The sequence below is a fragment of the Xenorhabdus cabanillasii genome (assembly GCF_003386665.1).
Taxonomy (GTDB): domain Bacteria; phylum Pseudomonadota; class Gammaproteobacteria; order Enterobacterales; family Enterobacteriaceae; genus Xenorhabdus; species Xenorhabdus cabanillasii.
On the sequence record NZ_QTUB01000001.1, the window covers coordinates 2,552,696 to 2,570,053 of the forward strand.

Below are 17,358 nucleotides of genomic sequence, written 5' to 3' on the forward strand. Positions count from 1 at the left end.
TTTTGCCGGAGGTTTTATGCAGGAAAATACATTTCAATTTAAGGCATCCCTAGCGCAAAAACGTTTGTGGTTGCATGAACAACTCGAACAACAATCGGCTATTTATCACATCACGACTGCGCTGGTGCTTGAGGGAAAATTGGATATACCGGCACTTCAGCAGGCTGTCAGCGATATGGTGGACAGGCACGAGTCTTTCCGTACAGATTTTGTTTACCAAGATGGCACGCTTTATCAGCGTTGCCATGAATCGGTCTCTTTACCGCTGGTAACGGTCGATTTGTCCATGCTGAGTGAAGAACAGCAAAAGCAACGTTTACAGCGGGACAGCCAGCAGCCATTTAATTTACAGCAGGCTCCTTTGTTGCGTTTTACCCTGTATCGTTGTGGCGATGAACACGGACACGGAGAAGATCGCCATTATCTGGTGATGGTGCTACACCATATTATTTCTGATGGCTGGTCTGCCGGTATTATCAGTCGTGAACTGACCGCTTGTTATAACGCACGTCGGCAGGGCAATGTACCTGAACTGCCGCAGTTACCTATTCAGTACATTGATTACTCGGAATGGCAGCACCAACAGCATGAAAATACTGAATTTGATACATCGCTGGCATGGTGGAAAGAAAAACTGTCCGGTGTTGAACCCATCGCTCTGCCTTTTGATTACTCACGTCCTAATCGTTTGAGTCTGCGTGGTAAAACTCACTGCTTCACGTTATCCCCTGCATTGACTACGGCACTGGCACAACAGGCCCAACAACAGAATAAGACGTTATTTTCCACCCTGTTAAGTGCGTTTTACCTGTTACTTTATCGTTATAGTGGTCAGACTGATCTGGTTGTGGGTTCTCCGGTCTCAGGACGTGGACAACTGGAACTGGAAGGCGTTGTCGGTTTCTTTGTCAATACGCTGGTTTACCGGATTGAACTGGAGCCCCACGCCACGTTTGCCGAATTGCAGCAGCAGGTTTTTGATACTGTACTTGATGGTCTGTCGCATCAACAGGTGAGTTTTGAACAACTGGTGGAAGCGATCAATCCCAAACGTGACCTGAGCTACTCCCCGTTATTTCAGGTGATGTTCGCTTTCGATGGTTCTGACTCTGCCGGATGGCAGTTTGATGGAATGAAAGCTACGCCATTCACTTTATTAGGGGATTACGCCAAATTCGATTTGACCTTATCAATGGAAAAAGTGTCAATGGCCGATGGCGCAGAACAATTGCAGGGTGCATTTGAATATAGCAGTGATCTGTTCGAAGAAGCGACCATCAGGCAGTTTGAGGCGAATTTCCACTTCCTGTTGCAGGAAATCGCCCGCAATGCTCAAACCGCTCTGACTGATTATCAGTGTATCAATGATGCTGAAAAACACTGGCTTCTGCATGAATGGCCGCGCCAGCTGAGTCATCATCCGGTGACACAGACTCTGCATCAGGCGTTTGAACAACAGGTATTGCGTCGTCCGCAGGCTATTGCCCTGAGTGCTGATAATGGACGGATGCTGACTTATAAACAGCTTAATCAGCGTGCCAACCAACTGGCACATTATATTCTGCAAATCAGACAACAAATAGAAGCAACCACAGAGCTTACACCACTGGTTGGTCTTTGCCTGGAGCGTGATGAGGAGATGCTGGTGGCTATTCTGGCTGTACTGAAAGCCGGACTGGCCTATTTGCCGATTGACGGCAGCCACGCGCCGGAGCGGGTTCGTTTCTACGTTGAAGATGCCAGGGTTCAGTTGGTGATTGGTATCCCCCAATACCGAACACTGTTTGACCACGAAAAAGTGGATTATCTCTGCATCGATACGGAAAAAACCTTTATCCAGACCATGTCTCTGGCTAACCCTGATGTGCCTTGCCTGCCGGATGCACTGGCTTATGTCATTTATACCTCAGGCTCTACTGGTAAACCGAAAGGAGTGGAAATACCCCATGCCAATGTCATGCGGTTGTTCAGCGCCAGTGAACGCCATTTTACATTTACAGAAAATGATGTCTGGACACTCTTCCACTCCTGTGCTTTTGACTTCTCCGTATGGGAAATATGGGGTGCATTATTGTACGGTGGTCGTCTGAGCATTGTGCCTTATTGGGTCAGCCGTACACCGGGGCACTTCTATCAATGGGTGCAACAAGAAAAAGTCACGGTGTTGAATCAGACACCTTCTGCTTTCCTGCTCTTTATTACGGCAGATGATCAATTGAGTGAAGCGAAAAAGAACGACATGGAACCTTCGTTATCACTGCGCTATGTGATTTTGGGCGGTGAAGCGCTGGAGCCGGTTAATTTACTGGGCTGGTTCAAAAAATACGGGGATGAAAAGCCTGAAATCATCAACATGTACGGCATCACCGAAACCACCGTACATGTGACTTATCGCAGAATTATGCAGGCTGATGCCTTGCAGGGCGGCAAAAGCCCGATTGGTGAAGCGCTGGATGATCTGGAAATTTTCCTGCTGGATAAACAGGGTAAATTGTCACTGTTGGGAGCGGTGGGAGAAATGTACGTTGGTGGAGCTGGTGTGGCACGGGGCTATCTGAACCGTCCTGAACTTACCGCACAACGTTTTATCGACAAACGGCAGATTTTCCCACAGGCGGAGGCCGGGCAGCGGTTATACCGGAGTGGGGATTTGGCCCGTTTACGGCGCGATGGTTCTCTGGAATACCTCGGACGGGCCGACCATCAGGTGAAGATCCGCGGATTCCGTATTGAACTGGGGGAAATTGAAACAGTCCTGAAACGCATTGACGCCATAGAACAGGCTGTCGTGATGGCTTACCAATATGAAGGTAATCAAGCTTCTCATCTGGTGGCTTATATCGTACCGGCTTCCCACTCAAGTCATATACCGTCCGCTGAAACGTTATCAGTTGAAACAATAAGAACTAAGTTAAAACGTACACTGCCGGACTATATGTTGCCATCTGCCTTTATTTTCCTTGATGACCTGCCATTGACCAGTAATGGCAAGATTGATCGCAAGGCGTTACCTGCACCACAGCAAGTACGGCCGCAGCTAGCCAGTGAATATCAGGAAGCACGCAATGAAACAGAGACAGAACTGCTGATGTTATGGCAGGAAACATTGCCCGTATCCCAGATTGGTATTCACGATAACTTTTTTGCCTTAGGGGGTGACTCTCTGCGTGGTGTGCAATTGACAGGTAAAGCACAGGATCATGGCTGGCCACTGACGCTGGTGGATCTGTTCCGGCACCAGACTATAGCAGAACTGGCAGCCCTGATTGATGAACGCGGGGCGAATGAACCTAATAAAGAACATCCACAGCTGGTACAAAGAATTGCTCCGTTCAGTCAGATTTCAGAGAAAGATCGCCAGCGTTTATGGGAAAACCGGGAAAAAATTATTGATGCCTATCCGCTCAGCCGGATGCAGGCCGGTATGTTCTATCACATGAATATGTCTCCTGATGCCAATGTGTATCACTGTACCGGAACTTCCCATCTGCGCGTGAATGGACGATTTGATGAGCAGGCATTCAGGGAAGCGACAGCCCAGACCGTGGCTGCTCATGATGTACTGCGCACTGCGTTCGATATGGAAAATTACAGCGAACCTCTTCAGTTAGTTTATAAATTTGCTGAATTGCCTATTGTTGTTGAAGACTTGCGTCATTTGTCAGAAGAAGAGCAGGATGAACGGGCAAAAGCGTTACTGGAAGCTGAACGGGTAAATCCATTTGATCTGCTGAATCCGACATTGTTGCGTTTCTTCATTCAATTACGTACGGATAACTCATTCCAGTTTACGATGACCGAATGTCACCCGGTCTTTGATGGCTGGAGTTATAACACCATGATCGTGGAAGTGTTCAATCGCTATGCCACGTTAACAGGACAAGCCAACTGGCAGGCACCGGATAAAAAATCGCTGGAATACCGTGATTTTATTGCACTGGAACAAGCCGCCATTGCTGATGAGAAACAAAAAGATTACTGGGCTCAGAAGCTGGATGATTGCACTATCCTTGAATTGCCCCGTAAACAGCATACGGACGGGATTAATGACGCCGCCGCATCTGCAACCAGTCCGAAATTGAAATCCTTTTCGCTGATACTGGATAGTACTGTCTATCAGGGATTGCGCCACCTGATGCAGCAGCTGAGCGTGCCGCTAAAAAGTATCCTGCTGACCGGACATATCAAAGTCATGAGTATTTTCAGTGGAGAGCATGACATCCTGACGGGGATCACTGCCAATGGTCGCCCGGAAGCTCAGGGCGGTGATCATCTGTATGGCCTGTTCCTTAATATCCTGCCGTTCCGCCAGATTTTAACCCCCGTTTCCTGGCATGAACTGATCCGACAAGTCTTTGCCAACGAAATTGAAGCGATCCCTTATCGTCGTTACCCGTTAGCGGAAATTCAGCGTCAATTTGGTCAGCAGCCGTTGTTGGATGAAGTCCTGTTTAACTACATTGATTTCCATATTTACGACCAGATGGTGCCGGAAGTCGGGTTGGAGGTTGTGGACAGGCTGCATACTCAGGATGTTTATGAGGGCACTCACTTTACATTAGATGTACATTTTCAGCATCTGACGCTCTCGTCTGCCCTGGCGAGTGATCAAATCTCTGTCCAGCTTGATTATGACGAAAATAAAATCAGCCGTGGATTAGCAGCGAACATGGCTGAATGCTATTCCGCTGTATTTGCTGCTATGGTGGCAGATCCGCAGGCATTGCACTGTGCCAGCCACTTCCTGCCGATAATCCAACAACGGAAGATTGAAAGTTTCAATCAGGGAGCACCGGGCTATCAGGGGCAAGAAACACTGGCAGCGTTGTTTGCTGAACAGGCTGTTCGTACTCCTTCAGCACGCGCGGTTGAATACGGAGAGCGACAACTCAGTTATCTGGAGTTACACCAGCAATCCAACCAACTGGCCCATTTACTGGCACAAAAAGGGGTAAAACAGGGGCAGTATGTTGCTCTGTTATTGGGACGCAGTATTGAGTTGGTTATCTCGATGCTGGCGCTGGTAAAACTCGGCGCGGTTTATCTGCCACTTAATACCGAAGATCCGGATATCCGCCTGATTGAGCAGATCGAAGATACACAATGTGATCTGCTGATTATTGACAGGCGGATAACAGACAGGTTGCTGCCTTCGGTTGCACCTCATCTTCCCCCCATTTTATGGCTGGATGAAGAACAGTCCGCACTGGCACAGATGCCGGTCATCGATCTGCCGGACATTCTCAGCCATCACGCCGAAAACCAAGCCAATTTGCCAGCCTGTGTCATGTATACCTCAGGTTCTACCGGTAAACCTAAAGGGGCATTGATCGGGCAGAAAGGCATTATTCGTCTGGTCAAAGATGTCAGTTATATTGACTTCCAAACCTTTGGTCGTTGCCTGCAACTGGCATCTGTCAGTTTTGATGCCTCAACGTGGGAAATCTGGGGCCCGTTGCTGAATGGCGGCTCTATAGTGATCTACCCGCAGGCTGCCATTTCTGTACTCCTGTTGGAAAAAATCATTAAGGAGTCGGGAGTGGAAAGTCTGTTCCTGACATCTTCATTGTTTAATCTGATTGTTGATGAGCGGCCACAAACACTGCAAACAGTAAAACAGCTTATTTCCGGCGGGGAGGTGATGTCATCATGGCATGCAGCCCGTATTAAGGAGCGCTACCCTGAACTGCTTCTGATCAATGGCTACGGCCCGACAGAAAATACGACTTTCACCACCAGCCATTGTTACCGTACTACAGAAGGTAACAGTGTACCAATTGGCAAACCGAATGAAGGCAATCTGGTCTATATCCTTGATACCTTCCATCAGCCAGTACCTATCGGCACAGCGGGTGAGTTGTACATTGGTGGTGATGGTCTGGCAATGACATATCTGCATCAGGAAAGCCTTTATCAGGATCTGTTTATTGAAAATCCATTTGATAAATCTCTTTCCGCCCGGCTGTATAAAACCGGAGACCGTGGGCGTTATCTTCCTAATGGCGATATTGAATATCTGGGACGCATTGATAACCAGAACAAGATCAGAGGCTATCGGGTAGAGACCGGGGAAATTGAAGCCGTGCTGTGTAAACATCCTGATGTTGAACGCGCTGTTGTTCGTGTGATCGAAGAAAACCGGGGCAAACGGATCGCTGCTTATATTGTTCTTAGTGCCGGACAAATCCTGAATACGATGGAATTGCGCAGTTATCTGGCGGAAAGATTACCACGCTACATGATCCCGGCCTATTTCAGAGCGTTGTCTTCTCTGCCACTGAATGCCAACGGCAAGATCGATATTGCGCGGCTGCCGCACCATGATGTCTCGAATAATGGGGGAACTCCGCTCACTGCGACAACTACAACTATTTCTGCTACCGCTATTGCTACTACAGATATAGCTACTACAAATGCCACGACTACAGAAGCTGTTGCTACGGAGGCTGTGGAAGAAGAAAGCATACAATGGGAATTATCATCCGATCCGACTGTACAGGCCATTCAACAAGTCTGGGCTGAAGTTCTGGATATGGAATTCCCTGATTGTGATGAAAACTTTTTCGATCTGGGGGGAGATTCACTGCTACTGGCTCGTGTCCATCTGAAACTGCATGCGTTGGGTTATAACCGCCTGTCCATTATCGATTTGCTGAATTACTCCACGATTCACCAGCTTGCTCAGTTTATCAACGGCGGGCGTGAACAGGGTGAGCACGGCATATCATCATCAGCCATCAACACAGGACAGAAAAATAACGAGGTGAGTCAGAGCAATATCGCTGATGGTCGTCAACGTCTGGCTGAAATGCAGAAAAAAATGCAGCAGAAACAGGCAAAGGAATAGCGGGCAAACGATAAGAGGAATAGCGGATTATGAATAACACCGATGTTAATAAAGTTCAGATGGATCACTCTCAGATGGCACCATCAATGGAAGCGATGCATGGCTTTGAAATTGCCATTATTGGTATGGCCGGGCAATTTGCCGGCACGAATGATATTGAACAATTCTGGCAGAATATCGCTGCCGGCGTTGAATCCATCAGGCCGCTGAGCGATGCTGAACTAGATGCAGAAGGAGTATCAATGGAGGCTCGTTCGCGAGCCGACTTTATTCGCAATGCTTCAGTATTAGACCATCCGGAAGATTTTGATGCGGAATTTTTTGGTTATTCGCCACGGGAAGCGCAGACCATTGATCCACAGCAGCGTCTGTTTCTGGAAACTTCATGGCTGGCATTGGAAAATGCCGGCTATACACCGGAGAAATTCCCCGGAGTAATTGGTGTATATGCCAGCAGTTCCGGCAGCAGCTATTTACTGCACTATTTGTTGAATTACCCCACTGTAATGCGGCGCTTTTTGTCGGACATGTTGTTATTTGGTAATAATAACGACCTGCTTTCGACACGGGTGTCTTATAAGCTCAACCTGCGGGGGCCGAGTTTTACTATCGGCTCTGCCTGTTCAAGTTCAATGGTAGCCTTGCACTATGCCTGTCAGTCTTTGCTGGCGGGAGAATGTGACATCGCGTTAGGTGGTGGTGTTCATATCGGTTTTCCATCCCACAGCGGCTATCACTTTGATGGTAGTGGCATTCTGTCCCATGACGGGCATTGCCGTACTTTCGATGCTGAAGCGTCCGGTACATTGGGGGGGGATGGTGTCGGTGTTCTGGTGCTTAAACGGTTACAGGATGCGCTGGACAGCGGCGATCATATTTATGCGATTATCAAAGGTTCTGCGGTAAATAACAATGGGGCAGAGAAGATCGGTTTTACTGCGCCTTCAGTGGCAGGCCAGACTGCGGTACTTCAGCGCGCATTATTGGCGGCAGATGTTCCGGCAGAGAGTATCAGTTACATAGAAGCCCATGGCACAGCCACTTATCTTGGTGATCCTATGGAGATGAAAGCTCTGCTTAATGCTTATGATCCGCAGGCTGTCAGGATTCAGGAACGATTATCTCAGGAGCAACTATCTCAGGAACAACTATCTCAGGAACAATTAGCCGGGGAACCGTTAACCGGCCGGATACGTTGTGCAGTTGCTTCGGTAAAGGCCAATCTGGGGCATGTAGATTCTGCTGCGGGTGTAACGGGAGTCATGAAGGTTGCACAGATGCTGACACATCGTTATCTGCCACCAGCGGTCAATTTTACCCGCTTGAATCCGGAAATTAATCTGACTGGCTCAAGATTTTATATCCCGACAGAAGGAGAGGAATGGCAGAGTCAGAGCGTTCGTCGCGCAGGGGTCAGTGCCTTTGGCATCGGAGGAACCAATGCCCACATGATTTTACAGGAAGCGCCCTCTGTTCCCTCATCAGGCCCTGCTCATTCGCAGCAGCTACTCTGTTTCTCAGCCAAAACTCCGGCAGCATTACGGGCAAATATGCTGAAATTTCGTCAGTGGCTGGAAAAATCGCCTCAACTGCCGTTGGCTGATATCGCGTACACCCTGCATATCGGTCGTCATGAAATGGATTACCGACATAGTCTGGTATGCCATGATCACAAAAGCGCCATTACAGCGCTGGACAATTATTTATCCCAGACAGCACAGGAAAATACAGTACGTACAGTTTCCTCATCAGTCGTCTTTATGTTCAGCGGGCAGGGGGCTCAGTACTCCGGCATGATGAAGGGATACTATGAGCAGGAGCCGCAATTTAAAACAACCGTTGATAAATGCGCGGTGATCCTGCTTCCCTTACTGGGACGAGATATCCGTACGCTGATCTTCGACTCCACCAAGCGTGATGAAACATCGGCTCTGTATCAAACTCGCTATACCCAACCCGCTCTGTTCGTTGTTGAATATGCTTTGAGCCAGTTGCTGATGGAATGGGGTCTCCGCCCTACAGCCTGCATCGGTCATAGTATAGGTGAATATGTAGCAGCTTGCCTTGCTGGCGTATTTACCTTAGAGGATGCATTGAAGATTGTGGTCAGGCGGGCAGGATTAATGAATCAGATGCCTGCCGGTAAAATGTTGGCGGTGGGGCTTGATGCAAAAACATTACAGGGCTATCTCAGTGAAGGTGTAACACTATCAGCTTATAATGCCCCTGAGCTTTGTGTCGTATCCGGCGAAACAGACGCCATATTAGCGCTGGAAGCCCGTCTCGCGGAAGAAACCGAAAATAGCATCGAAGTAAAAGCGCTGCATACTTCCCATGCTTTCCACAGTGCCATGATGGATGGTTGTCTGGAACCGTTCAGGCAGTCATTTGATGGCATATCGTTATCAGCACCCAGGTTGCCATTTATCTCTTGTGTAACAGGAACATGGATCACGGCTGAACAGGCAACATCGCCGGATTATTGGGTTCGTCAGTTACGTGAGCCGATCTCATTCAGTCAAGGTATTGCGTGCTTGTTGTCCCAACAAACGGTGTCTGCAAAAGTTCAGTCTCAAAAAGCCTCATCGCCAAAAACACCGGTCTTATTAGAAGTCGGGCCGGGCAGCACTTTGGCCGGGCTGGCAAAAATACAGAGTACGGGGATATCGGCATATCAACGAGTGCTCAGCAGTACACGTGGGATCAAACAGGATATTCAGGATCGGCAGCATTTGCTGAATATATTGGGGCAGTTGTGGCAGCAGGGGATATCTGTAGATTGGGCTGCGTTTTATCGGCAACAGAAGCGTCATCGCCTCCCTCTGCCCGGATACGTATTCCAGCATCAGCGTTACAGTCTGGATACATTGGTTGGTGATGATTCATATCGCAATCATCCTCATTCCAGCCAATCTGTACCGGATAATGGACGATTACCACTGGAACAGTGGAGCCATCAGGTTCGCTGGAAACAGATGACCGTACCAATGCTGGATCATGTCGGTTTGAACGGTCAGGTTTTCCTGATTTTTATGGATCGGGCCGGGATAGGAAAACGGTTAACGACTGCACTAACACAATTGGGTGGCGAAGTCTGGCGGGTGATACAGGGCAAGCATTTCCATGCTGATACAACTTCCCGTCAGGTAACGATTAATCCGCAGCACAGTGAAGACTATCAGGCTCTGGCAGATTTGCTTAAGCAGCAGAAAGTGCGGGTGAATAACATTATTCATGCCTGGTCGATAACTCGTTCGCCCTCCATTGCATTGCAAACCGCTTTCACAAATTATGAATCCTTACTGCATATTGCCCGGCAATTTGCGGTGGATAGCGTTTCACCGGACAACTTCTCAACCGATGGAATGGAAACAAAGAATGGACTGCTGGCAGATATATTAAAAATAAACATTCTCTCTAACCGGCTGCACGCCATTACTGAACATGATTGTAACGATCCGGCCAAAGCGTTGCTCATCGGCCCTTGTCGTGTGATCCCAAAAGAGTTTGAGCAGGTACAGTGTAAGAGTATTGACATTGCACTGCCCGCGACCCGATGGTCACTGCCTTTACTCAACCCTGTTCCATCCAACGTGATAATGTCAACATTACTGGCGGAGATCCTTGGGCAACCGGCAGAGCAGAATACAGAGCGACAGAACGAACAAAACAATATCGTAGCACTCCGTGGCAGACACCGTTATGTCCCGTTGATTGAAACCGCCACACTGCCGGTTGCATCACCATCATTATTCAGGCAGAGAGGCAACTACCTGATCACTGGGGGATTTGGTGGCATTGGCACCACGATAGCTATGCATCTGGCGAGCCGTTATCAGCCTCATTTAATTTTCATTAGTCGCAGTGAATTGCCACCCCAAAATGAGTGGTCAGACTGGCTGGAAAATCATGATGCCGACAACAAACGGTCACGTCATATTCGTTTATTGCAACAGTTACAACAGATGGGAGCTTCTGTTTCTGTCATTGCAGCCGATTTGGCGGATGCGGCCAGAGTCGGTAAGGCATTGACAGATGTTGTTCTCCAGCATGGCCAGATCCACGGCATTTTCCACTGTGCCGGTATTGCGGACGGCGGATTGATTCAGAACCGCAGATTCGAAGACTCGCTTCAGGTTTTCCAGTCAAAAGTGGTGGGAACACAAGTATTGGATAACTGGTTTAAACGTCAACCGTTGGATTTTTTCGTTCTGTGCTCATCGTTGGCATCTACTGTAGGCTCAATGGGACAAGTCGCGTATTGTGCAGCCAATGCTTTTGAAGATGCTTATGCCTTGTCACGTCATCAACAACACTGTTCAGGCAGGAAATACTCAGGTAAGAAAAACCGTACCCGTTACCTTGCCATTGGCTGGGATTCATGGTGTGAAGTTGGAATGGCGGTGGATAGCTTGCGCCAGTGGTATCAGGATGATGAGGAACAGGAAAGCATTAAACACGGTATTTTGCCGGAAGAGGGTTGCCAATTACTGGAGTCATTATTGGCACATAGTGACAGTGTTTATGCCATTTCTACCCGTGGCTTACCGCTGCCGGATACTGACCAAGGATCAGAAGAAAATACTGCGGCAGGGCAAGATCCAAATGTGGTGATGACAAGTTCATGGCAAAGTGAAGGGGCTTCCATACAGAAGTCTTCTACCCAGAAAACAGATGAACAGAAATTGTATCCCCGACCTGTATTGAATGTTGATTATCAACCGCCCCGTAACCAGACAGAAGAGATTATTGCTGATATCTGGCAGGAAAAAATGGGTATTGGCCCATTGGGCGTATTTGATGATTTCTTTGAACTCAATGGTCACTCGCTCATGGCTGTGCAGATCATCGCAAAAATTAAACAACGGCTGCAAGTCACGTTTCCCGTGGGTTTTATTTATGAACATTCCACCATTGAGCAATTAGCTGAACAGGTCAATCTGCGCAGCCGGCAGAAAACAGAAAATCTGGCAGATAACCCGGAGGGAAGGAAATGATCGCCCGTACTCAGAAGCGCGAGACAGATCTGACTAAGCATCATTCCGGAAAAAATAAAGGGAAGGGAAATTGGTTCCCGTTGGGGTATGCTCAGCTCTGTTTCTGGTTTGTCTCCACTGCACTTGGGGATACCGCCAACAATCAGGCAAGTATTTTGATTGAAGGGGACTTGCGGACAAACTTGCTGGAACAAGCCATCAATAACCTGATTCAGTCGCATATCTCCCTGCATACGGAAATTCTGGACTATGCACCGATACAGCGGGCTTGTCATGTCCGGGAGTTCGACTTACCCCTACAGGATCTGTCAGGGTATGATGCCGATGAGCAGGAGCAGTTCATTATCAAAAATGTCCGACAATTCCTGAAGACACCATTTGACCTGAAATCGCCACCTCATCTACGGGCGCAGCTTTTCCGGCTGGAGGAATCAAAGCATCTGCTGTTTTTATGTTTTCCTCACATTGTGGCAGATGGAGGAGCCATGCACCTGTTTGAACAACAGCTATGGCGGTTTTATGCACAAGGGTGTCAGGGCAAGAAAAATCCGTTAAGCATAGCTAAGATCATGGCAGATCAGATGCAGATTAATGAATGGGTACGCTATGAGCGGGAGATCTATCAGCGTCAGGGACAGCAGGATCTGGCTTTCTGGCGGCGTCATTTGATGGGATATTCCTATGCGCGTTTTCCCGCCAGTGACCTCAATCAGGAGAACTTTATCGATCATGAGTGCTACCTGCCATTTCCCGATGATAGCTACGCATTACTGGACGTTCTGGCGAAACAGCACAAAGCAACGTTACAGATGGCCTTTCTGACATTGATTGCTGAGGTTGTTCATGAAATGACAGGGCAGTCACGTTTCTCACTCAATTCGGTACTGGAAGGCCGGGACCAGCCCGGAAGTGAGACGCTGATGGCACCCATGTTGCGTGTCATGCCGGTGCCTGTCAACATGGACAAGATCACAGCTAAAACAGCAGAACAGGGGGCGGCAACAGCCGCCTTGCTGAAACAGATCCGGGAAAATATTTTGTGTGCCTATGATCATATGGAATGCCCGTGGAGCCTGCCTGTTGGTATTATGGCTAAGCAGCGTTGGCACAACAGTCCCTGGCTGTATTCTCTGGCAATCCGAACAGGTAGCTGGCTCTATAGCAAAATATTCCGGCGTGCTCAACTTTACCCAAGTTTTCTGGCTGATTTTCTGTTTATGGAGCCGAGACCGCCACAGTCCATTATCCGTCGAAACAAACGCAGTGTGGAAATTTCGCAACCAACGATTAACATCAATATATTGCAGGATGCATTCAAATCTACGGTAGCTGATAACAAACCGGGTGGATTGCGCCTGAGTGGTTATTGGAAAAGTGAACATCGGGAACAACAAACCTTATCCAGTCAATCAATATCCACCCGATGGGAAAATGACTCCATCAATATTTACGTCACACTCTCTGAAGATGGGAAACCAATCATGCAAATCAATTGCTGCTGTTTCAATCAAGACGGGATCACCCGTTTTACCGGGTTGCTGAAAGCGAAACTATCCTCCCTTTCCCAATTTATCACCATATGAGATACAGAGAATGGGTATTCAGAATCAAGAAGAGAAAGTGATTGAGTTTAAACAAGTCAAGAAACACTTCAAAGATTATCAGGCACTGAAAGGTATTTCTCTGGATGTGTATCGTGGGGAGTTTATTGGCCTGCTTGGCCCGAATGGTGCGGGGAAAACGACACTGGTTGAGATACTGGAAGGCCTGAAAAAACCGGATTCAGGCTCTGTACGTGTGTTGGGAAAAACATGGCAACATGATGCACATTACCTGCGTCAACGTCTCAGTGGTGTCTTACAGGAAACATTGTTTATCAATAAACTCAAAGTGGAAGAAGTTCTGACCCTGTTCGGTAGTTTCTATGGCTGTTCACGTAAACGGGTACAAGATGTTATGGAGTTGGTTGAGTTGACGGAAAAACACAAAACCTATGTGGAGGGTTTATCGGGGGGACAGCGTCAGCGACTGGCACTGGGCGTTGCCATTATGAATGAGCCGGAAATCCTGATACTGGATGAGCCTACGACCGGGCTTGATCCGCGTTTCCGCCATGATACCTGGGATATTCTGCGTAAACTTAACCGGGAAAAACAATCAACAATGCTGCTGACAACCCATTATATGGAAGAGGCTGAATACTTATGTGACCGCATTTGTATCATGAACAAGGGGGAAATCATTGCACAGGGCAGCATGGATGAATTGTTGAAAAAACACTGTCACGGCGACCTGATTGAACTGAGCACCCAATTTCCTGAACGTTTGCAGGTACTGAGTCAACACGGCCAGGTACTGAGTTATGAGTACGATGAGAAAAAACACAAGGTTCGTATGATGATTAACGATTCCGCCAGTTTTGTAGCCTATCTTTTTGAGTTTGCTAAAAAAGTCAATGCAGATATCAATGAATTTATGGTCAGGAAAAAAACATTGGATGATTTGTTCATGATTCTGGCAGGGAGAAGATTCCATGAATAGTGCACTGATCAATCTGATGAAAACCCAATTCCGGCAATATCTCCGTGAACCGGAAATACTGTTCTGGTCATTTGGTTTTCCGCTGTTGCTGGTTTGGTTGTTAGGCGTTTCGTTCTCATCTCAGGATATCCCGGAAAGGGATATCGGTATCGTCCTGCCTACAGAAATTGCGGAACAGCAGAAGATCAAACAATGGGGAGAGCAGCTTGCAGCACATGAGCACATTATCTCCGGCATTATCAATCAGGATGGAATCAAACGTGATAAATTGGTGAAGGTCAAATATCGCATTAAATATTATCCTGATCACGATGCTGTGGTTCTGGGGTTGAAACGTGGTGATATCCAGATGTTTATTGAACAGAATGCAGAAGGTAAGCGGGTTCACTACCTTGATCCGCAGGACAGTAATGCACTGTTGACTTATTACCTGCTCAATCAACAGGAGGGAAAACAGGCAGACGAAAACCTCTTCATACTGGAAACACCGGGATTACGTTATCTGGATTTCCTGGTGCCGGGATTGCTGGCGATGGCAATTATGGAAACCTGCCTGATCGCGGTCGGTTGGGCACTGGCAGAGAAACGCATTGCACGGGTAACACGCCAGATGTGCATCACACCGATGCGTAAATCCACATTTCTGATGGCACACATTCTGGCCTGTCTGATCATCAACTTCGCTGAAATATTGATTATTTACCTGTTTGCCGAAATTTACTTCGACATAGAAATACAGGGATCGTTTTACGCCTTTTTGCTTTTGTTGTTCACGGGAAATATCTGTTTCTCCGGTGTAGCGGTTTTGGTGGCATCCCGTGCCCGCAAAGCTCAGACGGCGAATGGATTGCTGGAAGTTTCGATTCTGGTACAGGTTCTGGTATCAGGGATCTTTTTCAGTTACAAACACTTTCCACAATGGATGGTGAGTATCGTTGAATACCTGCCGTTAACCATTCTGGCAGATAATATGCGCAAGGTATTTATTGAAGGTGGGGATTTATTACAAGTTGTGCCCGCTTCAATTGCATTAGTTGTGATTGGGGTTATCGCCTTTATATTAGGAATGCGGATTTTTCGCTGGTATTAATTGGATGGTATCAGGTTGTAGGTATGACTTAAAAATAAGTGGCTGCTTTGGCAGCCGCTTGTACAGTCAGTGAGATGTCCAAAGGTATTGCTGATGGTGGTTGCTTTCATGGCGGTTTCTACGGTTATCATTGACAGAAAACCGATTGTAAATCATAACCCGCCATCAACGTCCCTGTTTATGTCCTGAAAGCCCCCACGCCCCACTGATGATCCGCGTCTATTCCGTTAATTAGCACCCCAAGGTTGCTCCACCATCAACAACAATATCCTGCAAGGTAATATGACTGGCGAGATCTGAGGCAAGAAAAAAAACCGTATCTGTAATTTCTTCCGGCAGGGCAATTTTTTTCAAAGGAATACCTAACTTAAATTTGTCAGGAAAACCATCAATGATATTTTGCCTGGTTGTAGTGCCTTGCCAGATATTTTGTAGCATAGGCGTATCCGTTGAACCAGGAGAAACCAGATTACAACGCACACCGTAGGGAGCCAATTCAAGCCCAACACTTTGGCACAGGCTGCGCATTGCAGCTTTAGAAGCGCAATAAGCTGACATTTCAACTCTTGGGACATGAGCAGCGTTAGAGCAGATAGAGACGATGTTTCCGCTGCGTTGCCGTAGAAATTGTGGAATTACGGCTTGAAAGAGGTTAAAAGCGCCACCAGCATTGACATTGAAACATTGTTGCCAATCTTCCCAACTCAGGCTTTCTGTTCGTCCTGTTCGCAGGATGCCAGCACTATTAATCAGTATATCCAGGTTAGGTTCTGCTGCGAGTAATTCACGGCAAAGCTGACTTACGGCGATATGGTTACTGATATCTAACTTATAAGTAGTAAAAGGAAGTTCTGAATCGGGAAATGCCAGATCGAATCCGATGACTTTCGCGCCAGCCTGACTAAATCGGCTGGCAATGTGATAACCAATACCACTTCCCGCTCCTGTCACCCAAACATGTTTATTGCTGAAATCAAAAGCTATGTTCATAGTTTGGTTCCTGAGCTAGCAGTCAGCAAACTGAGCCAGTTTGCCAACGTTGGGGTTTTCATTAGTGAGATAAAATCAACATTATGGTTTTCATCGCGCCAGTGTGCTGCCAGTGACATGATTTTTACTGAATCGAGACCATAATCCAGCATGTTTTCATGATCATCAATATCACCACAGTCATCATCCAACAGAGGTAAAATTTCAGCTCGAAGACGTTCGCGAGTCCATTCAGGTTGCGGAGATATTTCATTGATTAGTGTTTCTGCTGTTAGTACGCGGCCGCAGCGGCCGGCAATATAATGTAATGCCCTGATATGTTCGTCATGGCTGAAATCTGCCAGTGCATCGGCGACAAAAAAAGGTTGGATATCACGCATAAAGGCATCTGTAGCCGTTATCATGCAACCAATATGAGCATAAACACCGCAGATAATTAATTGATCCCGCCCCATGCTTTTCAATTGTTGTTCTAAATCTGAACGCTGAAAGGCACTGTAACGCCATTTTGTTAATACGGTGTCATCGCTTTCAGGCGTCAGTGCGCTAGTGATGCTTTGCTGCTCAGGATACAGATTTATCCCCGCGCCCCACATATCATTCAGCAAACCGCGGTCTGTATCGTCCTGATGTTTAGGTTGGGCGGTGTAAAAAACCGGTATTCCTTGCTTTTTGCACATTGTTTTTAGGTGCACGATATTATCGATAACCTGCTTCACTAGCAGACTGTCAGCTTGCCAGAAATTGAGGAAATAATTTTGCATGTCATGGATGAGTAGTGCGGCACGCTCGCTATCAAGTGGCCAATTCACTTTATTGGTTGGTAACTCTTGAGAAGTGGGAAGAAGGTAATCACTCAGTGTTGGAATACTCATTTTGTATGTACCTCGGTG

Annotated in this window: 7 protein-coding genes; 5 read left to right on the forward strand and 2 right to left on the reverse strand. The window is 47.4% G+C overall.

All coding sequences use genetic code 11. The features are described from left to right. Nucleotides 1–16 precede the first annotated feature (16 nt). Genes BDD26_RS12235 through BDD26_RS12255 form a run of 5 tightly spaced genes read left to right on the forward strand, consistent with a single transcriptional unit; the run spans nucleotide 17 to nucleotide 15,475 of the window. On the forward strand, nucleotides 17–6,847 hold the full coding sequence (locus tag BDD26_RS12235; RefSeq protein ID WP_170140402.1) for a non-ribosomal peptide synthetase: 6,831 nt from the start codon (nucleotides 17–19) through the stop codon (nucleotides 6,845–6,847). A 29-nt stretch (nucleotides 6,848–6,876) separates the two neighbouring features. Continuing rightward, complete coding sequence (locus tag BDD26_RS12240) at nucleotides 6,877–11,844, forward strand: type I polyketide synthase (RefSeq protein WP_244922726.1); 4,968 nt, start codon at nucleotides 6,877–6,879, stop codon at nucleotides 11,842–11,844. Next, nucleotides 11,841–13,427, forward strand: coding sequence for a condensation domain-containing protein (locus BDD26_RS12245; RefSeq protein ID WP_115826675.1), 1,587 nt, complete (start codon nucleotides 11,841–11,843; stop codon nucleotides 13,425–13,427). Before BDD26_RS12240 ends, BDD26_RS12245 begins: the two co-directional genes overlap by 4 nt. A gap of 10 nt (nucleotides 13,428–13,437) precedes the next feature. Continuing rightward, complete coding sequence (locus BDD26_RS12250; protein WP_038264820.1) at nucleotides 13,438–14,385, forward strand: ABC transporter ATP-binding protein; 948 nt, start codon at nucleotides 13,438–13,440, stop codon at nucleotides 14,383–14,385. Then, nucleotides 14,378–15,475: an ABC transporter permease gene (locus tag BDD26_RS12255; RefSeq protein WP_038264817.1), complete on the forward strand. Its 1,098-nt coding sequence runs from the start codon at nucleotides 14,378–14,380 to the stop codon at nucleotides 15,473–15,475. The genes BDD26_RS12250 and BDD26_RS12255 overlap by 8 nt, the downstream gene beginning before the upstream one ends. Before the next feature lie 231 nt (nucleotides 15,476–15,706). Here the strand turns inward: BDD26_RS12255 and dhbA are convergent, their stop codons facing one another. Both dhbA and BDD26_RS12265 read right to left on the reverse strand, forming a co-directional pair. Continuing rightward, nucleotides 15,707–16,465, reverse strand: coding sequence for a 2,3-dihydro-2,3-dihydroxybenzoate dehydrogenase (gene dhbA, locus BDD26_RS12260; RefSeq protein ID WP_115826676.1), 759 nt, complete (start codon nucleotides 16,463–16,465; stop codon nucleotides 15,707–15,709). Next, nucleotides 16,462–17,340 (reverse strand): isochorismatase family protein, encoded by an 879-nt coding sequence (locus tag BDD26_RS12265; RefSeq protein WP_115826677.1) that lies wholly within the window; start codon nucleotides 17,338–17,340, stop codon nucleotides 16,462–16,464. The genes dhbA and BDD26_RS12265 overlap by 4 nt, the downstream gene beginning before the upstream one ends. Nucleotides 17,341–17,358: the final 18 nt, after the last annotated feature.